The 25,632-nt window shown below is 50.1% G+C and carries 15 protein-coding genes; 4 read left to right on the forward strand and 11 right to left on the reverse strand.

The features are described 5' to 3' along the window. Positions 1 to 129 precede the first annotated feature (129 nt). From SD10_RS22890 to SD10_RS22900, 3 genes are all read right to left on the reverse strand, one after another. Positions 130 to 2,250 carry a peptidylprolyl isomerase gene (locus tag SD10_RS22890; protein WP_046577048.1) on the reverse strand — a complete coding sequence of 707 codons (2,121 nt, stop codon included), beginning with the start codon at positions 2,248 to 2,250 and terminating at the stop codon, positions 130 to 132. Between the two features lie 181 nt (positions 2,251 to 2,431). Beyond that, positions 2,432 to 2,986 (reverse strand): sll1863 family stress response protein, encoded by a 555-nt coding sequence (locus SD10_RS22895; protein WP_046577049.1) that lies wholly within the window; start codon positions 2,984 to 2,986, stop codon positions 2,432 to 2,434. A 118-nt stretch (positions 2,987 to 3,104) separates the two neighbouring features. After that, on the reverse strand, positions 3,105 to 3,722 hold the full coding sequence (locus SD10_RS22900) for a thioredoxin family protein (protein WP_046577051.1): 618 nt from the start codon (positions 3,720 to 3,722) through the stop codon (positions 3,105 to 3,107). A 731-nt stretch (positions 3,723 to 4,453) separates the two neighbouring features. Here SD10_RS22900 and SD10_RS28905 point away from each other — a divergent pair. Further along, a complete protein-coding gene (locus SD10_RS28905) occupies positions 4,454 to 7,522 on the forward strand; it encodes an endonuclease/exonuclease/phosphatase family protein (RefSeq protein WP_052731272.1) in 3,069 nt (1,022 codons plus the stop codon). A gap of 131 nt (positions 7,523 to 7,653) precedes the next feature. On the opposite strand, the gene SD10_RS22910 is transcribed toward SD10_RS28905, so the two are convergent. The 3 genes from SD10_RS22910 to SD10_RS22920 all read right to left on the reverse strand — a co-directional run bounded on the left by SD10_RS22910 (position 7,654) and on the right by SD10_RS22920 (position 11,079). After that, positions 7,654 to 8,754 carry a T9SS type A sorting domain-containing protein gene (locus SD10_RS22910; protein ID WP_046577053.1) on the reverse strand — a complete coding sequence of 367 codons (1,101 nt, stop codon included), beginning with the start codon at positions 8,752 to 8,754 and terminating at the stop codon, positions 7,654 to 7,656. Between the two features lie 61 nt (positions 8,755 to 8,815). Then, a complete protein-coding gene (locus tag SD10_RS22915) occupies positions 8,816 to 10,018 on the reverse strand; it encodes an AIR synthase related protein (protein WP_046577054.1) in 1,203 nt (400 codons plus the stop codon). 62 nt (positions 10,019 to 10,080) lie between these two features. Continuing rightward, positions 10,081 to 11,079 carry a Gfo/Idh/MocA family protein gene (locus SD10_RS22920; protein WP_046577055.1) on the reverse strand — a complete coding sequence of 333 codons (999 nt, stop codon included), beginning with the start codon at positions 11,077 to 11,079 and terminating at the stop codon, positions 10,081 to 10,083. Between the two features lie 104 nt (positions 11,080 to 11,183). On the opposite strand from SD10_RS22920, the gene SD10_RS22925 reads away from it, so the two are divergent. Then, positions 11,184 to 12,047 carry a DUF481 domain-containing protein gene (locus SD10_RS22925; RefSeq protein ID WP_052731273.1) on the forward strand — a complete coding sequence of 288 codons (864 nt, stop codon included), beginning with the start codon at positions 11,184 to 11,186 and terminating at the stop codon, positions 12,045 to 12,047. 63 nt (positions 12,048 to 12,110) lie between these two features. Here SD10_RS22925 and SD10_RS22930 read toward each other — a convergent pair whose 3' ends face one another. The 4 genes from SD10_RS22930 to SD10_RS22945 form a co-directional block, all read right to left on the reverse strand. Continuing rightward, positions 12,111 to 12,932 (reverse strand): LysM peptidoglycan-binding domain-containing protein, encoded by an 822-nt coding sequence (locus tag SD10_RS22930; protein WP_046577056.1) that lies wholly within the window; start codon positions 12,930 to 12,932, stop codon positions 12,111 to 12,113. A gap of 25 nt (positions 12,933 to 12,957) precedes the next feature. Next, positions 12,958 to 13,431 (reverse strand): 5-(carboxyamino)imidazole ribonucleotide mutase, encoded by a 474-nt coding sequence (purE, locus tag SD10_RS22935; RefSeq protein ID WP_046577057.1) that lies wholly within the window; start codon positions 13,429 to 13,431, stop codon positions 12,958 to 12,960. Between the two features lie 185 nt (positions 13,432 to 13,616). Further along, positions 13,617 to 14,864, reverse strand: coding sequence for a DUF1501 domain-containing protein (locus SD10_RS22940; RefSeq protein WP_046577058.1), 1,248 nt, complete (start codon positions 14,862 to 14,864; stop codon positions 13,617 to 13,619). A gap of 89 nt (positions 14,865 to 14,953) precedes the next feature. Continuing rightward, on the reverse strand, positions 14,954 to 16,393 hold the full coding sequence (locus SD10_RS22945; RefSeq protein ID WP_046577060.1) for a DUF1800 domain-containing protein: 1,440 nt from the start codon (positions 16,391 to 16,393) through the stop codon (positions 14,954 to 14,956). Between the two features lie 585 nt (positions 16,394 to 16,978). Between SD10_RS22945 and SD10_RS22950 the strand changes: the two genes are divergently transcribed. Both SD10_RS22950 and SD10_RS22955 read left to right on the forward strand, forming a co-directional pair. Beyond that, positions 16,979 to 21,043, forward strand: coding sequence for a GEVED domain-containing protein (locus SD10_RS22950; RefSeq protein ID WP_046580016.1), 4,065 nt, complete (start codon positions 16,979 to 16,981; stop codon positions 21,041 to 21,043). Between the two features lie 102 nt (positions 21,044 to 21,145). Continuing rightward, on the forward strand, positions 21,146 to 23,902 hold the full coding sequence (locus SD10_RS22955) for a S8 family peptidase (RefSeq protein WP_046577062.1): 2,757 nt from the start codon (positions 21,146 to 21,148) through the stop codon (positions 23,900 to 23,902). A gap of 82 nt (positions 23,903 to 23,984) precedes the next feature. On the opposite strand, the gene SD10_RS22960 is transcribed toward SD10_RS22955, so the two are convergent. Further along, the gene (locus SD10_RS22960; protein ID WP_046577064.1) at positions 23,985 to 25,589 is read right to left on the reverse strand and encodes a S8 family peptidase; all 1,605 of its coding nucleotides are present in this window, start codon (positions 25,587 to 25,589) and stop codon (positions 23,985 to 23,987) included. Positions 25,590 to 25,632 lie beyond the last annotated feature (43 nt).

Consider the following 25,632-nt stretch of genomic DNA (forward strand, 5'->3'; position numbering starts at 1 on the left):
AGTTGTTATCGGATGTTTTTAACCCACGGCTACGCGGACCAGAACTCGGAATGCCGCACTACCAAGCTACATAAAAAATCCCTCGCCTGATCCACAGGCGAGGGATTTTTGTAAAGGTATATGAGAAGACTAATAGAACTTAGCCCGGCGATCTTCAACTTTGGCGGCTTCTTTAATGGCTTCGTTGATGTAGAAACCAATCCGTGATGTGTTGTTCTGCTGAATCTGTGTTTTGTACATGGCGTAATCAGCAACAGCCGGGGCTGGTGTCAAAGTTAACGTTTCCATAACCAACACGCCACCTTCACCGGCAAATGGCTTGGAGTGTTTACCAGGTTTCAGTCCGAACGCTTTTCCCAAGGCGACAGGATCAACACCGGCGCTACGCAGGAACCCCGTTGCCAGGTTCACATCATCGACAACTTCAACCAGCGCACCCGCACCGAATTTTTGTGCCATGCTTTCCAGCGTCCCGCTGGTATTTCCCAGCTTCGTAATGATCTGCTCCGCTTTCAACTCGTTACGAACTTTAGCAGTCAACTCATTCCGGTAGTCATTAACTTCGACTTTGTCTTTGGACGTTTTGTTGGTCAACACAGCGATGACATACTGATCACCCACTTCAAATGGCTCAGAAACGGAGTTAATATCTGTTTTGTCATTGAAAGCCCACCGAACAATTTGCCGGACTTCCGAACCCGTCAGGGCATTAATTTGATTGGCGCCTTCCGGAATCCGATCAGCCGTTGCCACAACCAGCGATTTATCTTCTTTCACTTTAGCGTCGAACGCTTCTTTGGAATTTACATCGGATGCAAACTGATCAGCTTTACGCAGCGCTTCGTCGCGGGTGGTTTGGCTTGGCGTTATTGATTTACCAATAGCCGCTATGCGATACAATACGTTTGTTTTAGGTTGCGTAACCTTAATGATATGGTAACCGAATTCGGTTTCGACCAGACGAGGAATCAACCCAGCCGAAGCAGCACCGAACACTGCCGTTTCGAAAGGTTTCACCATTTGACCATTATTCTTGAAATAGCCCAGGTCACCACCAACCGAACGCGAACCATCGTCGCTGTTCGTTTGAGCCAACGCTTCAAAACTGGCTCCACCCTGAATCTGCTTCAGAATGCCTTCCGCCCTACGACGGGCATCGGCTTTAGCCGAATCGGCAAGTCCTTTGGTTTGAATCAGAATATGACTAGCACGAGCCGTAAAGTTGGTGTCTTTCTTGGTTCCGCTGTATTTGTAAATGAAATACGTATTGCCTTCACGGAAAGGTCCGTAAATACCACCTGGCGAGAAGGTAGGAATAGCCGCCCGAAGCTGCTCTGGCATTTCGCCAGCCGTCAGGTAAAGCGGTACCCGAACGTCGCTGTTTTGCTGAGCAAAGCTCGAATCGTTTGTCGCTGCTCCCAGTCCACGAGCCAGCGATTTAATCTGGCTATAAAGCGCTGCGCTATCTTCTTTTGACGGAGCTACCGAGAAGGTCACATACTGAATTGAACGGCTATCTGTGCCAGGATACTCATCTTTGTGCTTCGACAGGTAATCCTGCAGTTGAGCGTCCGTTACTTTTACCGTCGTATCATTGATCGTGTAATAGGGCACGAACAGCATTTTCACATTTGCTTTCGAATTTTGAGCCTGGTATTCTTTCTGTGCTTCAGCTGTCGTGGCAAATACGGACAGGCGCATCAGGCCTTCGTATTTATCCCGGAGCCGGTTGGAAGCCAGATTCTTCTCAAAACTAGCCCAGGCAGCCTGCTGTTGAGCAGGCAGGTTTTTCAACCCTTTGAGGTAGCTGATGATTGAGCTTTTGTCGAAAACGCCGGTCTGCGGATTCGTGAACGCCTGGCGAACGGCTGGGCTTATGTTGTTACCCTGTACCATGTCGACAAGTTCTTCAGACGAAACCGTAAGGCCAAGTTTGTCGAATTCTTTCTGGTAGGCAATATCAAACAGCATCTGATTCCAGGCTTGCTCGCGGATCTGGGCTAAATCCTGTTCGACGGGAGCCCGTCCGGATTGTTGCTCAAACTGTGCCCGAAGCTCATCCACCTTGGCGTTGAACTCTTGGTAATCAATGGATTGACCTGCAATCTCACCAACTTCCTGCTGGTTTCCGCCGAACAGCAAGCTACGGCCGCCCAGCAAATCACCACCCACAATGAACAGGATCAAACTGACGGCAATGATACCGACAGCCAGCCCCGAACGTTCTCTGATCTTATTAATGACAGACATTTCGCTTTTAACAGTCAATTTAGCCCGCAAAATAACAATTTTCCCTGTTGGAATACAAGTAGTAATTGCATATCTGTCCTCAAAACTGAGGAAAAGGCTCTACAGTCATTGAAACAAAAAAAGTGCCGACTTTCTTCGAAAGTCGGCACCGTATGGGATAATCTATAAAAAAGATGGCTTTCTATTCGTTATCGTCCCGTTTGAGTTTATCGCCTGCTTTATCGAAAGCATCCCCGATCTCATGACCCGCCTGCTTGAACCCGGCTTTAACGTCTTTCCAGGCGTCGGCTGTTGCGTTTTGAGCTTTATCCATATCTTCGCCCAACTCTCTCCGCTTTACTTCAAGCTTCTCTTTTTGGCGTTCGGTTTCGGCTTTGGCTTTATCGCTCTGTTTATCTGCTTTGGCCTGTAATTCATCGATCTTAGCGTCCAGCTTGTCTTTCTGAACCTTCATTTTTGCCACAGCCTCGTCGCGCTCGCGTTTGAAATCTGCCGCAATCTCATCCGATTTAGCGTCTGCTTTATCACCCGCTTCATGCATATTTTCTTTTGCATCAGCCGCTGCATCCTTCGTATCAGCAGCGATTGCATCGCCCGTTTTTTCGAGTGCGTCCTCAGTCCGGGATTCATTCTTGTTATCGGAGCCACAAGCTTGTAAAAGTGCCAGCGATGACACCAGCATTACGGTACCAGCAACGTGTTTGATCCGGGTAAGCATCAATGGATATTTTTTCATAATCGTCGTGTAGTTTGATTTTCATCAACTCAACGGACAAACGATATGCCAAAACAGACAGAACGCCGAAAAGAAAGCAACTGAAAACATTTACCAAACTGATTCAGTTAGGCCTGTTTTACTTCCACTTTATAGCACAACCAATCGGTTTAGTAATTGGGGATTGTACGGGACGCCCGCTGAGGAGACTGCTAACCGCTTCATCGACATACCGGCGCTGTACACTGGCACTATCCTGTGGACTGTCGTCAATGGCTCCCATATACTCGAGGATAAACTGACCGCCAGCCTGCTTCAACACATACACGTCGGGTGTACGGGTGGCGCCAAACGCACGGGCGGTAGCCTGCGTTTCGTCCATGGCATATGCAAACGAGTAACTTTTTTCGCGCGAGCGGATTTTCATATTCTCGAACGAGTCGTCTTCGTAGGCCTTGGGGTCGTTAGGCATAATGGCCAGCACCGGGTAGCCCTGCGATGAAAATTTACGATCCAGTGCCATAAGACGATCTTCGTAAGCTTTTGAAAAAGGGCAGTGATTACTCATAAAAACGACGATCAGTCCTTTCTGAGACCGATAGTCAGCCAGCGTAATCTGGCGACCGTCCACGTTTTTTAAACGAAGATCGGCTACAGCATCGCCAAGACTATAGCCTTTTGTGTTCTGGGCTGCCCCTACTTGAGTCAGTACCAGAACCAGCAATCCAGCTAATGACCAACTCGTGAATAATTTCATTTTTAATCGTTTAAATGTTTAATAATTAGATAGTAAACGCGTGCAAAAGATTAATCTACATACGATCAACTGCCGCTTCGGCCACGATAGTCTAATTACCTTTAAATGTAGGCCTTTTCGGCTTGTTTACAAATTGCTCATTTTGATAAATTAGTCAATACAAATAGCGTCTTCAATATACTTTTTAAAAAAGTTTTAGTAAGGTGTTTGAATGAGCAATTATGTGAGACTCATGTAAGAGACAGGTGCATTAAATTTTCTTTATTTATAGTTCCTTGTACTTGATGTTATTAATAATAAAAATGCGACTTTAGCTACACATAATTGATCTAAAAGGATACTAGTATATAAACAAAAAGTATGCACATGTAAGTAAATAGAAAAATGTTTATAACATAACAATTTGATAAGACATAATAGAAAACGACTAGGTTAACTTTGTAATAGAAGCGAAAACAAATCAACTCTATTTCATGACACAAACTATACGAACGCAAGTCGTCCGCATTCTCCATTTATGTTTAATCCTCTCATTTGGGTTAGGATTATTATCGAACAGCTGGGCTCAAACCCCTCTGCTCACGGAAGATTTTAATGCAACCACGCTACCTTATTCTTTAACCAGCGCTCCGAGCTCTTGGTCAGTACACAGCGCCGGCGCTAATAGTATACAGGCAACTGATCCAGGGCTAACCCTCACAGGCCTAACAACAACTGGTGGATCAGCTACAATGACCACTTCTGGCGAGGATATTAATCGCAAGTTTACAGCACAGACCAGTGGGGCCGTCTATGCGTCCTTTCTGGTTAATGTTGCCACGGCACAGGGTACTGGAGATTATTTTATTCATTTAGGCCCTTCAACATTAGGGACCACATTTGTCGGACGCGTCTTTGTAAAAAGTACAACAGGAGGTTTCCAATTTGGGCTGGCAAAAGCGGCTGGTGCAGAAACTCCCACTTATGCGTCAACAGTCTACAACTTTGGGGTAACCTATCTTGTTGTTTTGAAGTACTCTTTTATTACTGGTGCTTCAAATGATCAGGTTGATTTATTCGTCTCACCAACATTAGGGCAACCAGAGCCATCATCCTTAATAAATGTCGTTCCATCAACCACAGACCCTGCCGACAACATTGGTTCAATTGCCCTACGACAGGGTAGCGGAACAAACGCTGCTGGCCTTCGGGTTGATTATATTCGGGTTGGTACTACCTGGGCAAGTGTAACTAGTGACGTAGTAAGTCCCCCCTCACCAACAGTGAGTGCCACCCCTAACCCGGTTACGCTGACTTATAATCTCGGTAGTGGTCCATCTTCGCAGACCATAACTGTAAATGCCAGCAATCTGAATCCGGCGGCCGGTGACATCACCGTAACCTCATCAAACACCGCCGTTACCCTCTCCAACGGAGGAAGTTTTGGTAATTCGGTCACACTCCCTTATACAAATTCAGGCCTGACCAGTACCACACTTGTCGCGCAATTAGCCCCCGGACTCAGTGCAGCTACTTATTCGACTACGCTGGCTTTCGCTGGTGGGGGCGCTAGCTTCAATTTGCCAGTAAATGGAACAGTTGTCGATAACAGTGCGATAACGCTTATTCGTACTATCCAGGGCATAACTCATCTGTCGCCACTCAATGGGCAGACTGTTTCCAATGTGCAGGGTATCGTTACGGCCCTGCGGAGCAACGGTTTTTACATGCAGGACCCTAATCCAGACAATGACGACCGCACGTCGGAAGGCATTTTCGTCTTTCAGAATGCGACACCAACGGTTCCTATTGGTGCATCGGTTACGGTGGGCGGTACAGTAGCTGAGTTCCGGTCAGGTGGTAGCAGCGGGGGAAATAACCTCACGACTACGCAGATTAGTACGCCAACAATTACAGTCCTTACCACCGGGAATACGTTGCCAGCCGCAACAATACTGGGTAATGGCGGACGGGCCATTCCAACCCAGATCATTGAAGACCAGGTGGGTGACGTAGAAACGAGCGGCTTAACATTTGATCCGGCCAGTGATGGGATTGACTTCTACGAGAGTCTGGAGGGCATGCTAGTAGCGATTAACAACCCTGTCACATCCAGTCCCACACTTGACAATAGCTCAATCTGGGTATTAGCCGATAATGGGGCTAATGCGACAGGTCGCACACCACGCGGTGGCATTGCGATCAGCGCCAGCGACTTTAACCCGGAGCGGATTCTATTGTATACCGGCGGTGGCGGCAGTTTTCCAGCTACCTCACTTGCGGGCATCAACGTCAATGCGGGCATCAGCTCACTAACGGGGATTATGGATTACTTCGGTGGAGATTATGAAGTTCTGCCGACCACTGCCCTGACCATCACACCCAGCACGCTGGCTCGCGAAATATCATCGCTGGTACCAACAACCAATCAACTCACAGTTGGTACGTTTAATGTCGAAAATTTAGATCCCAATGATGGAGCAACTAAATTTAACAATTTAGCCAGCCGCATCGTCAATAATCTACGCTCGCCAGACATTATCAACCTGGAAGAAATTCAGGATAATAACGGCGCCACAAACAATGGTACGGTCGATGCCTCTACCACGTTCCAGACACTTATTAGTGCCATTACGGCGGCTGGTGGTCCAACGTACTCTTATCGGCAAATTGACCCGGTCAATGGGCAGGATGGTGGTGAGCCAGGCGGCAACATTCGCGTAGGCTTTCTCTTTAATGCAGCCCGTGTCTCTTTCGTCGACCGTCCGGGCGGAACGTCTACCGCAGCCGTTAACGTAACGAACGTGGGCGGCCAGCCTCAACTCTCGTTCAGTCCCGGGCGAATCGATCCAACCAACTCGGCTTTCACGAGCAGCCGTAAACCACTGGTCGGTGAGTTTATCTTTAACGGGCAGAAGATTTTTGTCATCGCGAACCACTTCAACTCGAAAGGGGGTGATCAGGATCTGTTCGGGAAAACACAGCCACCAGTCCTCAGCAGCGAAACCCAGCGCAGACAGCAGGCGACCATCGTCCGGGATTTTGTATCCAGCATCCAGGCAATCGACCCGAATGCAAGCATCCTTGTCGCTGGTGATTTAAACGACTTTCAGTTCTCGAACCCACTTACCATTCTGAAAGGCAGTGGTCCTACTTCGCTTACAACGCTGATTGAAACCCTACCATCAAACGAACAATACACCTATAATTTCGGTGGAAATGCGCAGGTGATTGACCATATTCTGGTCAGTAGCGGATTGAGAAGTCGCTTAGATGCATATGACGTCGTACACATCAACTCGGAATTCTTTGATCAGGATAGCGACCATGATCCAAGCGTAGCCCGGTTTACCATACCGTCTGCGGATTTATCTCCGATTATCCGGCTTCCACAGGCCAACTTTACGGCATCTGGCGACGATGCAACACGAAACTTTACGGTAGAGCTAACTGAATACAATGGCCAAGCGACATCTAGTGGAAATGTAGCGATTACGATCACGGCACCACTGGGTTATACCCTTGACTTTGATAACACCCGTACTACAATCAATGTCTCTGGCGGGCTCACTAACCCTGTAACTGTAGATAACACGAAATGGACGAGTACATCGGGCAGCAGGCAATTAACATTGACCATCAACGCAGGCCAGGTAATTTCTGGCCTCGGCACGGCTACTCTTGGTTTCACTATGACGCGAGTAGGGGCAAGTTCGCCGAGTACATCAAATCTTACGGTAAACGTTAATGACGACCCCAGCAAGACATATGACGGGAATTCGACTAATAACATCTTTGTTCGAAATATCAACGCGCTCTAAGCAACGCTAAGTAAGCGTTGACTCGGTCAAGCTAACAAACAAGTACGCCAACACACAGCAGCCCGACCATTGGATGGTCGGGCTGCTGTGTGTTGGCGCAAACCGTTTTACCTGTTACGCCTACCGTTCGGCTATCGAATCAGCACGGTAAAAGTCTGTCGATAACCCTTTCCGTACACCTTAAGCCAGTATAGACCCAACGGCAGCGGTTGGTCAAAAATCAAATCAGCTTCGCCGGGCTTCCTGTCAATCCGCCCGGTCAAAACCTGTCCCGTAGGTGCTGTTAGTTGGATAGTAGCCTCGTCGGTATTCCATAGCCGCACATGAATTTGAGTAGGACTTGCCGGGTTAGGATACACACTGACTACCGGTTCATTGGCCCGTATGATCGTTGATATAACAGCGTACGTGTGAATTTTCCCGCCCACGTCGATCTGCTTCAGTCGGTAATAATTAGCTCCAGTATGGGGATTAAGATCAGTTAGCCCATAATATTGGCGCTCATTTATAGTGCCAGCGGCTGCAATTTCACCCACAGGGATGAATTCGTCTAAATTGTCACTACGTTCAACCCGAAAGTGATCGGCGTTGTATTCACTGGCTGTTGACCAGGCCAGTTGAACGCGGTCGCCTTCGGGTTTGGCCGTGAACGAAAGTAAAGTAACTGGCAATACGACAGCGTTGATCTGAATCTCATCCAGTTTAAGCGTTCCACCACCTGCCGTCGGATTGCAGGCATAAATGCGGAACGTGATGGCACTTGACTGATTAATAAACCCGGCGCTGGTCAAGGCAATTGAGGCCACCTGGTAATTCGTTGCTGTACTTTGTGAATGAATATCACTACTGAATCCATCAACACTCGAGCGAACGGTCAGTTGCTGCGGCCCCTGTGCCGATCGGGCGAAAGCAAATGACAGAGTAGTTAAGGTAATAGTAGCTGTACCGGCTGGTTGCACTGAAAACTGAACATACTCCGTCTGGTCGCAGCGCGTTGTTGACCAGTTTTGCACATTGGCTCCTGAATTGACGTAACCGGATGAATACGGACTCACAGCCAGCAAATTAACACCCACATAGCTAACGCTTGAGGCAGTTACTAACCCGCTCGACGAGGTACCGTTGTCGTTCCCCTCGAATGTCCAGCTAGCCGTAAACGGGGTTGTCTGGGCTTTTCCGATCGACAAGGCTAACAGCCAGACAAACGCAAAAATGACGGAAAATTTCCTCATAGACAGGCGTATTTGTGCGAGAACACATATTTCGCCTGCAACCTATAAAAATATAAGTAACCTAGTACACAAATTTACCTACTTCGCTTTCTATTGTTACCTGCTTGCCATCGAATGGCTCTACCCGGCCAATTATCTGAGCCTCAATACCAAAGGTTTCGGCTATATCAATAACCCGTTGGGCATTCGCTTCTGGCAAATAAATCTCCAGTCTATGCCCCATATTAAAGACCTTATACATTTCCTGCCAACTTGTGCCACTTTCAGCCTGAATCAGCCGAAATAAAGGAGGTATTGGGAACAGGTTATCTTTAATGATATGCAGGTTGTCCACAAAATGAAGGACTTTCGTTTGCGCCCCTCCCGAACAGTGAACCATGCCATGAATTTGAGCCCGGAGTTCGTCCAACAACACTTTGGCAACAGGCGCGTAGGTACGGGTAGGCGATAGAATGAGTTGCCCTACAGTAACACCAGCCGGAACAGCGAGCTGTGCCGGTCCACTTTCCGACGAAACGGGGGACAGCGTATCCGTTAGCTTTTTGGACCCGCTATAGATCAACGACTTATTAATGGCGGGATCGAAGCTTTCGGGGTATTGGTTGGCCAGATAATGAGCCAGCACATCATGCCGGGCCGATGTCAGGCCATTGCTGCCCATGCCACCGTTGTAAGCGGTTTCGTAGGATGCCTGCCCATAGGACGCAAGCCCAACCACAACATCACCGGCTTGAATTCGATCGTTACTGATTACCTGATCGCGTCGCATCCGGGCAATAACTGTGCTATCGACAATAACGGTCCTTACTAAATCACCGACATCGGCGGTTTCCCCCCCGGTACTATAAATCTCGATGCCATGATCGCGCAGCATCTGCAACACCTCTTCCGTGCCGTTAATGACTTCGGCAATAACCTCGCCCGGAATCAGGTTTTTATTACGACCAATCGTCGATGACAGGAGCATGGGGCCCGTTGCCCCGGCACAGATCAGGTCGTCGGTATTCATGACAACTGCATCCTGCGCTATCCCCTTCCAAACGCTCAAATCACCAGTTTCGCGCCAGTAAAGATATGCCAGTGCCGACTTTGTGCCGGCTCCGTCTGCGTGCATAATGGTGCAATAGTCTGGATCGCCGGCCAGTGTATCGGGCACAATTTTGCAGAATGCCTTCGGAAACAGGCCTTTATCGAGTTGGGCAATCGCGTTGTGAACGTCTTCTTTACTGGCGGAAACTCCGCGCTGGGCATACCGATCTGTCATGGGACAAAGGTAAGGAGAAAAGCCCCCAACCCCCAAAGGAGGCTTATAATAGCCTGATGAAGTTACAGGAGAGCTCCTTTTGAAGATTGATGGCTGTCATAAACGATGCCAGCCTCCGCCCGAACGGCATCTAACAAGGCCATCAGGTTTAAGCTATCATCGAGCGACCAGAGCGGGCTTTCGGTCCGCCCTTCGGCCAGGCACTGCATCACATGCCGGGCTTCGTAGTCGTAGCCATGCGTCGTTCGGGTAAAATCAAATTCGGTTGGTTCCTCGTTTTCCCTAACAAGAGTAACACCCATCGTTTCGTGGAATCGGCTATGAATACGGATCTGCCCGGTTTCGCCCTGAATCAGGCCTATGCAGTCCGTTTGCGCTTGTAATGTACTGTCCAGCAACGCTATGGCTCCGTCGGAATAGGTTAGCACCATGCCACATTGTTCATCGACGCCAGTTGACCCGAAAATAGCCGATGCCTTCACGCCCGTGGGTTTACCCAGAATGAGATAGGATAAAAACAGGGGATAAATACCAATATCGAGTAATGACCCACCGCCCAACGCTTTATCGAAAAGCCGACCTTCGGGCGAGAAAGGAGCTTTAAAGCCAAAGTTTGCCTTCACAGAGACGACCTTACCAATAGCACCAGCCTGAACGAGCGCCAGGGCTTTTTCAATGCCGGGCATAAATCGGCTCCAGAGGGCTTCCATCAGAAATACCCCCTTCGCACGGGCCAGATCAACCATGTCCCGAACCTGTTCGCTGTTCATGGCAAAGGGCTTCTCACCCAATACGGAAACGCCCCCATTGAGCAGCATCAGCGCATTTTCGTGGTGTTTGATATGTGGGGTGGCCACATAAACCACATCCAGATCAGGCAAAGTGAGTAGCTCTTCGTACGAACCGAACGCATGCGGTGCACCATACGCAGAAGCAAATTCTTCCGCCCGTTGCTGATTCGTGGATGCCACTGCATACAGTTGAGCATCAGGTAAGGTAAGCAGATCCTGCGCAAATTTGTGGGCAATACGGCCCGGTCCTAGAATTCCCCAGCGAGTCATGGTAAAGGGTTAAGAGAGGTTAGCTATTGAATAAATTGACCATCTGGCCAGCCGTCAAATGTATCTTTTTTTTCTAAGTTGCACCCTCAACAACTCAACAATCCGTGAAAAGCAGTCCATTCTTCTTTTTATCTTTTCTTTTTTTTCTGGTGCAAACTGCTTCGTTCGCCCAAATTGTCGAACAGCCCGACCCGCTGCGCCCATCGACAATTACGCCCGATAGTACAAAGGCCAAAACCCCGGCAGACTCAAGCAAAAAGGCGGTAGATAGCAGCAGTACTACCAAAAAAGACACAACCACTCCAACACAGACACACATTTTCCGATACCGCTTTACGGCCGATGGCACCATTACATCGGGTAATGTTAACCGCACGCTCCTGCAACTTACCAGCGCCGTCGACTATGAACTGAGCCATTATTTCAAGCTATCGAGCAGTCCGTCGTTTGTGTATGGCAAACAGAATGGGATACTGGCGGAACGGGAATGGTTCGGTGATTTTCGGACGACGTATCGGTACGAAAAGAGACTCTATTACCTGGCCTTTGGATCGTATGAGCGGAGCAACCTCCGGCAGATCAATAACCGCTGGACAGCGGCAGGCGGTATTGGCTACAAACTCCTTAATCACAAACGAGCCTACATCTCGATTACCGATGTGATTATGAATGAAAACACGGACTTTATTGAACTGGAAGACATTTATATTGTCCGTAACTCGCTGCGTGTTTTTGGTGAGTATTCGTTAGCGAATGACCGTGTCACTGTTACCCACACGGCTTTTTATCAGCCTGCGCTGGGCCAGTACAACATCCGATGGAACGCCAGCCTGAGTGTTCAGATAAAGTTAACCTCGGCCACTAGCCTACGCACAACGTTGGCCAATGCCTACGAGAGTCTGGTGGTGCCCGGTCGTCAGAACAATGATCTTCGATTTACGGTGGGCTTGGTATACGAACGAAAATAGCGAGGGGATGCAAACACACTAAATTAGTGCGTTTGCATCCCCTCGCTATTTTTAAACGAATAGCTACTGTTTTTCCGGGAAAGGAATAATCAGTTTTTCGCCCCGCTGGGCGATGTCTTTGTCTTTTTTGTTAGCTCGCATGATGGCCTCCTTACTAACGCCATATTTCTGCGCCACTACGCGTAACACATCGCCCGGCCCAACCGTATGAACGGCCATCGCTTTCACATTTAACTTTGTCACCCCGGCTTTGATATCGCTTTCGGTTACACCCGGATTGAGTTCTTTCAACGTGTTGATTTTCATGTTATAGCGATTAGCTACGCCGTAAAAGGTTTCACCAGCCCCAACCGTATATTTAGTGGCTACGCCACCCGGCTTAATCTTCGGCCGAACGATCGCTGGCTTTTCGGCCGCAGCTTCGGTTTTCGGTTTTTCTTTGGGCTTAGGCTCGCTGGCTTTCTCAACAGGCTTCTCTTTCGGTTTTTCGGCAACTGATTTCTCTTTCAGCTTTTCGTCGGGACCAGGTTTACCATCGGTCGTTTCGCGATTTTCTTCAGCTACTTCTTCGGCTTTGGCATTTGCCTCAGGGGCATCGGCAGGCGGTGTAGCCTGCGACAGGTCGACGGGTGCCGGTTGAGACGAGGTATCTTTCTCTTCGGGTGCCATCAGCATTTCGGGGTCATTCTGCGATATGGGCTGTTGCGAAGCCGTATCGAGCGCCACATTGGTCAGTTCGTCGGAGCCATTGGTATCATCGGTAACGTAGCCGTAACCAATATATAGCAGAGCCGCAATAAGCCCCACTAAAACAACGAGAGTGATGGCAGGAAGACTGGAATTACCAGTGGGACGCGGGTTGGATGATGGGTTGTCAGCCTCCATAATGTAAATTTGGATTGGGGTGTGGTTATAACTGGCGACTCATTTCAGCCACTTTTTCCTTTAAACTTTCTTTGAACCGGGTCAGGTTAGCGGCCACCGTTTCATCGAACGTGCCAACAATCTGCGCAGCCAGAATTCCGGCATTTCGGGCGCCATCGAGCGCCATTGTAGCAACCGGTACGCCACCGGGCATCTGAAGAATGGATAAGACCGAATCCCAGCCATCAATTGAATTACTGGATTTTACGGGAACGCCAATAACGGGTAATATGGTCAGGGAGGCTACCATACCCGGCAAATGCGCGGCTCCACCTGCTCCTGCCACAATCACCCAAATACCCCGATCGCGGGCTGATTTTGCGTACTCGACCATTTTCTCGGGTGTTCGGTGGGCCGACACAATATCCATTTCCCACGTTACGCCCAACTCGGTTAAGATGTCGGCGGCCTCCTGCATGACCTTCCGGTCGGAGAGACTGCCCATTATTATACCTACCATTCAGAAGACTATGAATTTGACTCTCTGCGAAATAACGGAGTTTACCGCAGATTCTGGCCGTATGACAACTAATTTTTTCTCCCGGCCCTAAATCCTGCCACTTTCCGGGTGAGTGGTGCAAAGGTACACCAATCAACCCGATAGACCCGTTGCTTACAGCTCAAAGAAGCGACGGTCCTGCGCCATCAGACAATTTTTATTCCATCGAATTTACGCCCCAGAATGGCCACATCATCGGCACCGAGGTAATCGTGGAGCAGCGTTGCATAGATCTGTCGGAAATCGACCGAATAAGTCAAGTCACCTTCGGTTAGGTTGGTAAGGTTTGGCGCTTCGTTTAGAACCCGTTGCGCCGGTAGCCCACCACCGATCAGGAATACATTGTTCGCGGTACCGTGGTCTGTACCGTTGCTGGCGTTCTGTTTTACCCGTCGGCCAAATTCCGAAAAGGTCATCAGCAAGACATCTTTCTGACGGCCAGCCGTTTTCAGATCGGCCATAAACGCCCCGACGGCTTCGGCATATTGCCCCAACAGTCGCTCCTGCTGACCGGGCTGGTTAATGTGCGTGTCGAACCCACTGATGGACACGTAATAAATGCTGGTTTCGACACCCGACAGGATGAGTTGCGATACGGTTTTGAGCCGGTTTCCCAGTTCGTGATTTGGATAGGTTGTCAGTGTGGTTGGAGCGGAAGCCGCCGAAACAGGCCGTGTGGTACGGCTCACTTTTTCATACACATAATCGGCCGACGATACGGTTTCGGCCAGGGTTTTATAGAGATACGCTACCGATTCGGGTTCGTGGGTTCCGTGGGTATGCGCCTGTTCATGGCTCAAACCCGTTATGAATTTGCTGCGGGTCTGGTTATACAGCTTCTTAGGGTCCAACACGGCCAGCCCATTCAGGTTACTGCCTTTCAGGGCCAGGCTCAAGGTGTCATCTACCTCAATGGTCCGAAAAGGCTGCTGGGCTTTTCCGGTGCAGGACGCATCCAGATACCGGCCAACCCAGCCCGTATTGAGGTATTTATCCGAATCACTAGCGGTTTGCCAGATATCCATTGAGCGAAAATGCGATCGGTCGGGGTTCGGATAGCCCACATTATTTATTACGGTCATCAGCCCGTCGTCATACAGCGCTTTTAGAGGTCCCATAGCGGGATGCAGCCCGATTTCATCATTTAACGGAAGGACTTTCTCGGCTCGTATGGCAATGGTAGGGCGCTCCCGGTAATAGATGTCGTTTCGATAAGGCACAACAGTATTAAGGCCATCATTTCCACCCGACAGTTGCACGACCACCAGAATTTTACCATTCGACGCTGGCCCTTTGCCAAGCATCTGCGATTCATACGCTTTCAGAAAATGCGGAATCAGCATAGTGCCCGCCGTCGTGAAAGCTGATTGTTTAAGGAAGTTCCTGCGGTTCATGGTTTAAAGAGTGAAAGAATGAGTGAATGAGCGAAAGCCGTCCGGTGTAAAAAGCGCTAGCCAATCGGACGGCTTTCGCTCTTTCGCCATTAAGTAAGTTGATACTCGGGCAGGCTCATTAAGGCGACCGTCAGCGTCTGAATGCGTTCGGGACGTGTTTGAGATCCGGGAGTCTGACTGTCAATTAAGGTACGCTGGTCTGGACGAAGCGGAAAGGGCAACAAGGTTAGGGCAAGCGCGTCGGTCAATTCGGTATCGGGTATTTTGGCAAAGGCAGTTTCAAAATCAGCCCAATTGACCTTAGTTCGGAACCTGGCGTTGCCTCGTCGGGCTAAGAGTTGGGTGTTCACGTCGCCATCTTCTTTGGGCTGTACCGCTACTTCCGTAGCGTTCAAAACATAGTTTGGCAACTGCATCCGAAACAGTAAGCTCGATGAGTCGATCCAGTTTTTCCCGCCCGGCCAGCCCGCCACATTCGGTGGATAGAACAGGACTTGTCCTAATGTGCGTTGCACAAAAATCTGCGATTGGGGTTGCTCAAACTGAATACCCAGCGTATGGCGTAGTCCAACCAGCAACTCCACCGGCGACTTAATGTGGGCACCCCTATTTTTAGGCTCATAAAACCAGTCTGACGTAAAGATCGTCTCCATCAGATCACCAATATCGTAGCCGTTTTTGTAGAACTGCTCGGCCAGTGTATCGATCTGTTTTTTGTCTTCGGTTTCGTTTACGAAAAAGCGATAGATCTTGCCCGTGATGAAACGGGCCGTTTGCTTATTGGCCAGCAGCATCGCGATCACGTCTTCGCCGGTAAATGAGCCGGTTTTCCCGAAAATCGTTTTCTCTCCTTCGTCGTGTACCTGCTGCCGGAAAATAAACTGACCATCGGGTGTAAATTGCCAGCCCGTAAAGGCACGGGCGGCATCTTTAATATCGTGCTCCGAATAGTTGCCCCGGCCGAGCGTAAAGAGCTCCATGACCTCGCGGGCAAAGTTTTCGTTGGGCGCATTCTTCCGGTTTTGCTGGTTGTTCAAAAATTGTAGCATGGCCGGTTCTTTCGACACCGCCATGAGCAAATCACCAAACCGTCCCAGCGCGTTTTGCCGGATCGTATTGGCATATTGCTGCATGAAGAGCGGATTGCGTCCCTGCGTTCGGCAGGCGAAATGCCCATGCCAGAATAGAGCCATTTTTTCGCGCAGGGCTCCTTGGCCGGATGCCATGCGGTCGAGCCATTGCAGGTTCAGGTCGCGCACCTTTTCGGCATTGAGCCGGATGCGCTCTTTCAGCATGTCCTTATCGAACTGCCCATCCCGAACCAAGCCCTTCAACTGCTTTTTCGTTTCGGTTTCGTCTGGCTCCACGACATGCAATGCCTGTACAGATTTACTATCATCGAACAATTGCCGTACAACTTTCCGTATCGATTTACGATCAAATGCCTCGTCCAGTTCGGTTAGGGTAGCGCCAAAGCCCGCTCGTGCAAAGAGGTAGCGAATCTGTTGCTGTCTCGTCAGTTTATCCATGCCTGTCAACCGTTGCCTATTGGCATATGACAAGGCAAGACGGCAAACGTTTAATAGGCTGAAGATTAAAATTTAGGTAACGAGTTGATAGGTGTACAGTTACCAAAGCGTATTGAATAAATGAAACGTGCAAAATAGTTGTGGAGACAGAGTATTCATTCTGTTTTCACAACCATTTTGCAGTAGCCTGTTCGCCGACGAGTATAATCTAGACAGGACAAGAGTCAAGTAAACCGTTAGGTCATCAGCTTTAGGTTTTAACAAAATTGCCGAAACAGTAGACTTCCCTCTACCTCCCGTAAATGATCGTTTAGAACTGGTTTAAACTTTAACTGTTTTAAGAGCCAATCCATCTGGCATCTGGCTAACGCCGACTAATAAAAACAAATGACAATTTTAGTCATGAGCAAGGCCTTAACCTATACCATTCAAGCCTATCACGAAACGAACGAGCTTATTTCAAGGCACATTAAAAGTGCATAAAAGGAATGACAAAGTCGCTTTATGACGCAACAGAAAACATTCTTTTTCCGTATTGGATATATATATTCATTCTTAGGCCGACATCCGCTTTATTTCAGTTATATGACTCAACGTTTATGGTCTCGCACAGGCTGGCTCACCGTTTTTTTAGGCATGACGGCCAGCGCACTTTTATCCGCTCAATCGTTACCCCAATACAGCAGTCTCCAGCGGGCACAGCAGAAAGAGCTGCAAAAAACGATTGAGCAGGCACAAACTGAAAACTACCGCCAGGCCGTTGCCAAAGCGCAGCAACTTAAGCGGCCCATTCAACAAATATCACCCACCGGGCGGGTAGTTATGTTACGCGGCATCAGCCCCACTGGCGAACTCCTCTACGATGCTACTTACAGCACTACCAAGGCGGGAATAAGCACCCACACAAACTCACTTTACGCCGGTGGCAGCCTGGGCGTTTCGCTCTCCGGCAGTACACTAGCCAATAAGCTTGCGGTTTGGGACGGCGGTAAAGTACGTACTACACATGTCGAATTTCGCAATGGCACAGGTAGTCGGGTTACAAGTGTTGATAACGCAACCGCGTTGGTCAGCCACTCCACCCACGTCGCCGGAATCCTGATAGCGGCCGGTGTCAATCCCGATGTAAAAGGCATGGCTTTTGGCACAAACCTGCGCGCTTATGATTTTAATAACGATGTAAGCGAGATGAGTGCCGCAGCAGGTAATTTGCTTATCTCAAACCACTCTTATGGTTCTAATGCAGGCTGGGTTTACAACGATGCCAGAACCACAGCAACCAAGTGGGAATGGTGGGGCGACACTACCGTCAGTAAAACGGAAGATTACAAATTTGGCTTTTATAATGCAACAACAGCTTCTTGGGATAGGATTGCCCAAAATGCGCCCTACTATCTAATTGTTAAATCGGGCGGAAACAGCCATGGTTCCGATGGCCCCGGTGCAGGGCAACCTTATTATATTCCAACTAATGATGATACGGATGTTATAAGTACCCGCTCCCGTAGTAATCAGGATGGTTACGACCAAATTAGTACATATGGAAACGCCAAAAATATTATGACGGTGGGCGCTGTTGGCAATTTAAACTATGGATACAACCAGGCGGGCGACGTGCCCTTGAGCGACTTTACGAGTTGGGGGCCAACGGACGATGGGCGCATCAAACCCGATATTGCCGGTATCGGTGTCGGTATTCTTTCGTCAAGTTCGGAAAGCGACAGTGCTTATGTCGTGTATGATGGCACCTCGATGTCATCGCCCAACGTGGCGGGTAGTCTGCTTCTGTTACAGGAATTGTATTCGCAACGCAACAGCGGCAAGTTTATGCGGTCATCGACGCTGAAGGGGCTGGCGCTTCACACCGCCGATGAAGCGGGCACTACACTCGGCCCCGATTACCAGTTTGGCTGGGGACTCCTGAACGCCGAGAAGGCCGGGCGGGTCATCCTGAACAGCAACCAGAATCATCTGCTCGATGAACGAACCCTCAATCAGGCCGAAACCTATTCGCTTACGGTGGTGGCGTCGGGACTGGGGCCGCTCGTTTCGACTATCTGCTGGACAGACCCCGCCGGAACCGCGTCTATACCATCGACAGCTACGCTGAACGACCGGACACCCAAGCTCGTCAATGACATCGACATCCGCATCAGCGACGGTCAGGCCACCACGTTACCCTGGATTCTGGACCCGAATAACCCATCGGCAGCCGCCACACGGGGCGACAATATCCGCGACAATGTTGAGCAGGTTTTAGTAGCTAATCCCATACCCGGACGGTCCTACACGATTACCGTTACCAATAAAGGAACCTTAAGTGGCGGTAAGCAGGATTATGCCCTGCTCGTTAGTGGCATTGGGGGCAAAGCCTACTGTGCATCAGGAGCGACCTCCACCGCCGACACGAAAATCAATCAGGTTCAGTTTGGCAGCATCAACCAGGCCGGAGCCAGCGGATGTACTTCCTACAATGATTTCTCGCAGTCCGTAGCCACCGTGCAGGCGGGCCAGCAGATTCCATTAACAGTGTCTCTGGGCACCTGTGGAGCCGTTAAAAACGTGATTGTAAAAGCCTTTGCCGACTGGAACCAGAACGGCAGCTTCGATGATGCCGATGAAACGGTGGCCACGTCGGGCGTACTGGCCAACTCGGCTCAGTTCATAGCAACGGTCACCATTCCCAGCACGGTTCAAACCGCCCAAAACGTCCGGTTTCGGATCGTAGCTGTGGAAACCAGCGACCCCGCAGCCGTGGTTTCGTGTGGCAGTTACGGCAATGGCGAAACACAGGATTATGTGCTGAATGTGGTTCAAACGACGAACGATGTGGGAGCAACGGCACTTCTGTCGCCCGATGCGAATTTTTGCGGCCAAACGGGTACCGATGTAACGGTTTCTGTGCGACTCCATAACTACGGCACCGCTAACCAGACCAACGTGCCCGTGACTGTTAAAATTACCGATGCCAACAACAACGAGGTAACGACATTGACCGGTACTGTACCGCGAATTGCAGCGTTCCGGGAAAGTACCATTTCACTAAAATTACCGGCTAGTATTTCCCTCGTGGCTACACAGACGTATCGGTTCACGGTGTCGACAAACCTCAACAGCGACCAGAACACGGCCAACAATACCATTACCGAAACGCGCGCTACGGCCCCCCTACCGGCCAACGGTATCTTTTCCGTCACTCGTTGCGGTAGCGATACAGCCATCTCGCTGCGGAATATTGGTACCGGTACGGCCTTCTGGTATGATGCGCCAACGGGTGGTAATTTACTGGCAGCGGGCAATCAGGTTGGCGTCAAAGCGTTGCCTGCCAGCGGCCAGTTCTATGCTACGCTGAACGATTTTTCGGGATCAATTGGCCCCGTCGATAAAACTGTATATGGCGGAGGCTCCTACGGAACGGGGTTTCAACCCGCGCCCCTCATTTCGACTCAGGTTCCGCTGCTGATCGAAAGTGCGCGCCTGTATATCGGCTCGGCTGGCACCCTGACCTTCACGGTTCGTAAATACGATAACACGGCTGTATCGAGTGTTACGCTGGATGTGTCACCTACACGTACGCAAAGCATAACCGCATCGACTGGCGGTACCTATCCCGATGACCCCGACGATCAGGGCGCTATCTATGCCCTGAATTTACGCATTCCAGCAGCGGGCGATTATAAAATTACGATTGATTACGGCGATGGCGCGTCTATCTTCCGCAGTAACGTCTCGGTCGCGGGCTTTCCTTACCAGTTGAAAACGCAGACAGGTCAGCCTGTCGTTACCATCAAAGGCTCGCTCTTCAATAATGGCACCTCTACAGATACCTTGAAAACGGCCTGGTATTACTTTTACAACATGCGGGTTCGAGCGCTCGACTGTCCCAGTCCGCAACGGATAGCGGTTACACCGACAACGGGCGCAGGGGCCACGGCCAGTATCACACCGAATGGGTCAACGAGTATTTGCCAAGGCTCCAGCCTTATTCTTCAGGCCAACACAGGTACTGACTTTTCTTACCAGTGGTATCGGAACGGGCAACCGATTACCGGAGCTACCAGCAGTACGCTGGCAACAGCAACCGCAGGGAGTTACGTTGTTCAGGTCGCCAATAATTGCTTGCCCGTTAACTCGACGGCTGTTGCGGTAACGGTAAAAACAACCCAGACACCGTTAATTACGGCCAATGGCTTTTCGCTTAGTTCCAACGTAACGACCAATATTCAATGGCTGGTGGACGGCGTAGCTATTCCAGGGGCCACCTCCCCTACTTATACGGTTGTTAAAACAGGGCGTTATTCGGTCAAGGGTAGCGTCAATGGCTGCGGGGAGGCAATCTCCGACGAAGTATATCTGACGATACTAGGCACGGAGCCGACTACCGAAGACGGGAATCTGAGTGTTTATCCAAATCCGGCGGTTCGGCAGGTGACTGTATCGCTGGGCGCTTCACTGGCTTTACCCAAACCGCCATCCGTTCGCCTGACGAATCTGAACGGCCAAACGGTACGTACCGGAACGCTTCTACGGGACGGAAAAAATTATTCAACAAGTTTTGATGTGGCCGATTTACCCGGCGGTACGTTTTTTGTGGTTGTCGAAGATGACCAGACGCAGAGCGTCCGGGTAAAACGGATTCGCAAACAATAATTGTCCACGTATCTGCAACGATTATATCGAAGTATTTTTTCGAGAGAAAGCGAGGTACAATGCAATGCAGGAGGTTTTTCTCCAATTGCAGGGTACTTCGTTTTGTCGTTTCTGATCGGTTCAGGTACCCAAATCACTGCTCAATCGCTCTCAGGAATGGTTGGGCAAGGCTGGCAGACAGAACTAACCACCCGGCATACAAGCCTTCGGGAACGTACGCTCCAGGCCGCCAAAACAAATAGCTGGTCTCTTAGCAAAAACTATTCCAATCAGCGCATCCTGACCCTTCAGGAGATCGACCCGTTTGGCCAACCCGTTTATTATACACTTCACAATACAGAAGCTGCCCGTGGCACGCAAACCCAGGCGTTGTATGGCACTGGCTCACTACCCATCGCCTTATCAGGAAGTTCGGCATCAGTGGCTGGTCGGTTGGGGCTATGGGATGGTGGCCGGGCATTGGGGTCGCATAGTGAATTTGCCGGGGCTACAGGCACCACATCCCGAATTCTCCAGAAGGATGGGACGACCCTGAATAACCACACGACACACCTGGCCGGTACACTCATTGCGAAAGGCGTTAATGCCCCCGCCAAAGGAATGGCTTACGGCTCACAGTTGTCGGTCTGGGATTATACCAACGACATCACGGAGCTAGTCACGGCGGCTCCAAACCTGCTCGTCTCCAATCATTCGTATGGGCCGGTGGTCGGTTGGGTCTACAACGAATCGAGGCCCGGCGCCAACCCGGACCTGAAATGGGAGTGGTGGGGAAATACCGCCATAAGCGCTACAGAAGATTATCTGTTTGGTTTCTACACCGCCAACGCCCGCGACCTGGATCGGATAGCCTATAACAATCCGTTTTTCTTGATGGTCCGCTCGGCAGACAACAAACGAAGCGAAACCGGCCCACCCGCCGGAACACCTTATTTTCTAAAAAATACAACCACCCAAAGTGTGCTGCCCCGAAGCCACAACGATGCCTACGACGTTATTCCGGCCGAAGCAAACGCCAAAAACGTACTCACCGTGGGAGCCGCTACGGTTTCGTTTACCGGACAAAATAAAGCTGTATTGGCAGGACCGACGGCGTTCAGCGGTTGGGGCCCTACCGACGATGGCCGCATAAAGCCCGATCTACTGGGTATCGGCACCGATGTTCTGTCGTCATTGGCCACCAGCGATACAGCCTATGGCACCTACAGTGGCACATCAATGGCAGCCGCTAATGTTACCGGGTCGCTGTTTCTATTGCAGGAATTGTACGCTAGTCAACGAGCGCCAGGCCTGCCTACTGGTGGGCAATTTATGCGGGCGGCCACGTTGAAAGGGCTAGCCCTACACACCGCCAATCGGGCCAAACCAGAAGCAGGTCCCGATTACCGGCAAGGGTGGGGTTTGTTGAATACCGAAGCCGCGGCCCGCTTGTTGTTAAATGAAAACCTGGCCAATCTGGTTCTGGAAAAAAGCCTGACGCCGGGTAGCACGTTTATCCAATCCATTACAGCCCAGGGCAATGAACCGCTGATCGTCACGCTTTGCTGGACGGACCCCGAAGGTGTTGCCACCAACATAACCGCCAGTTCCGTTAATAGCCGAACCCCAAAACTCATCAACGATCTCGATTTGCGGCTGAAAACGAATCAGCAAAGTGAGTTTCCCTTTGTGTTAAATCCAGCTCAACCAGCGCAGGCAGCGACGCGGGGAGATAACATTCGTGACAATGTTGAACAAATCTACATTGCCAGCCCCATCGCTGGCCAGACCTACACCCTTGTGGTTTCGCACAAGGGCAAAATGACTTATTCCAGCCAGCCGTTTACCGTCATTATTAGTGGCTTACGCAGAGCGGATTGCAAATTAGCGGCCTCTATTCTGCCGGCGCAGGACACCACCATTTGTAGTGGAACCCGTCTTGTTCTTCAGGCAGCCAATAAACCAACTGGCTTACGATACCAATGGCTACGCAATGGTATTGCCATACCCAATGCGCCAGCAGACGCTTACCAGGTCACGGAGACGGGTTCTTATCTGTTGCGGATTACGGACAGCAAAGGTTGTGCAGCCACTTCGCAGCCGGTACAGGTTCAAGTACGGACCGCAACGGCCGCCATCAGCCCAAGTGGTGATCAATGGCTTTGCCCGAATAAACCAGCGGTTTCTTTTCAAACCTCAACGAGTTCAAATGACGCCATTATTGACTGGCTACGCGATGGCATTGTTTTTGCTCATACAGCGACAATCTTGGCCAGTCAGTCAGGTCGCTATCAGGTTCGGGTCACCAAAGATGGTTGTCAGGCGCTATCGACCGAAACAGATGTATTGCTTAGTTCTGTTAACAGCCTGAATGTCAGCCCTGAAGAAACAGAGTTGATGCTACCTGTGGGAGCATCCGTAACCCTAAAAGCCTCCATCGACTCATCGTACCGGTACCAATGGTATCAAAACGAGCAGGCGTTAGCGAAGGCCAATGACTATCGCCTTTTGGTTACGCAGCCGGGTGTTTATAAGCTACAGGTTAAACAGCGGGAATGTGTGGCCTGGTCAACCGCTCGAACGATAAGTCCGGCATCCCTTGTCACAGCCCTGACTACTGATCCGAGCGATCAAGTTTTCGTTTATCCCAATCCTGCCGAGCACACGCTTTCCATACGCTATACGGGCTCGCTTGCCAAGCAGACAACCATCAGTATCGTTGATTTACGGGGCGTTCTGCAACAACCGCCGTTTTTCGTAAACGCCCAGAATGGCCACATAAAAGCCGACCTGTCTGTTCAGGCCCTATCGGCCGGCACCTACGTCCTTCACCTGACAGATGGCCATTTCACTCAAGCAGTTCAGTTTATAAAAAAGTAGAACCGGTTTTCGAGAGGCATTTGCCCTCAAAAACCGGTTCACTATTCCTGTATATCCAATGAAGGATAGCGGGGTTAGGCTTTTATTTTCCTTTGCCAGCGGCAGCCTCCTGTGTCAACGCCAGTTTAACCGCATCATATAAATTGACAATACCACCCGTTTTGGACAGGGAAGCAAAAGCTACCGTATCGGTCGACTCTGGCTTCGTCACCTTGGTTGCATAAGGCGTTGCCGACTGCAGAATGATGCGCTTTATATCGGCATATGTCAGCTTAGGAAAGTACGACTTCAATACAGCCGCCACACCAGCCACTACGGGTGAGGCCATGCTTGTACCACTGTTGTTTTCATATTTGCTGCCTGGCACCGTCGAATAAATGTCTTTACCGGGCGCGAAAACATCTACATTCTGTTTGCCATAGTTTGAGAAGCTGGCTACCAGGTCGGCGGTGTTTGGCTCGGCGCTGGCGCCTACCGTGATTACGTTCGGAATGGCAGACCCATCTATAAAGCGGGGAGCCGGGTAATTGGCAGCGGTATCGATGTCTTTGCCATCATTACCCGCAGCATGAATCATCAGAACCCCTTTCGAAAGCGCATATCGTTCAGCGTCTTCGACCGTCTTGCGCTGGGGCGAGTAATCTTTACCGAAGCTCATGTTGATTATCTGCGCGCCATTGTCAACCGCATACCGAATGGCGTTGGCAACATCTTTATCGCGCTCATCTCCATCCGGCACCGCCCGAACCCCCATAATCTGTACGGCGTCGGCAATACCCATTACGCCCAGATTGTTGGTCCGATCAGCACCAATAATGCCTGCAACGTGTGTACCGTGGTCGGGGCGAGGACCCGCAATGTCGGGGTTGCCATAATCGCGCTGATTTACATCATTCGGATTGTCGCCGACAATCGTGCGGCTATTGAAATCCGGGTTGTAATTGTATTCGGCGCGGGATTTGAGCTGCTCATTAGCTTTTTCAAGCTCGCTCATTACCACATCCGTATCAGCGGCTTTTTGTTGACGCAGCAAGCGGAGGATACCCGTGACGGGCCGTTTCAGAGCTGCGTCGCGGAGTGTATCAGCCGCTTTGCTAAGCGTTAGCGTATCGAGTTTTGTAACGTTCAGCGCTTTTTTCAGGGTAGCAACCGCCGTTGAATATTGGGTATAGAACTGACTGATGCCCTGATACTGCTGCTTGTACTGCGCCTGGTTTTTCTCGACCTCCGCTTTCGTTTTTACGTACAGATCGTACTCTTTTTGCTGCTCGGGCTTAAGCGTTTTACGGTCTTTACCTTCGTAGGTTGGCTTCAACTGGGCATAAAGCCGGGTCACTTCTGCCGTTTCATAATCGACATTGCGACCGTCTTTTCCACCAATAAAATTCCAGCCGTGGACATCATCAACATAGCCATTCTTATCATCGTCTTTGCCATTTCCAGCCACTTCTTTCGGATTCACCCACAACACCCGACGCAGATCTTCGTGGGTCGTATCGATTCCCCCGTCGATAACGGCAACAATTACTGGTGTTGGTTTACGCCCTTTCAGTAATTCACTATAGGTACGCTCAACGCTGATACCGGCTGTATTATCGGTTTTGTCACGCAGATACCACTGCGTTTCCTGCGCCGACGCTGCTACTGTGAACAGACAGACAGACGCGCTAATAAGGAGTTTCTTCATGAATTAAGAACAAAAATTCCTCACAAATTACGAAGAACCTGGC

The organism is Spirosoma radiotolerans (genome assembly GCF_000974425.1).
Taxonomy (GTDB): domain Bacteria; phylum Bacteroidota; class Bacteroidia; order Cytophagales; family Spirosomataceae; genus Spirosoma; species Spirosoma radiotolerans.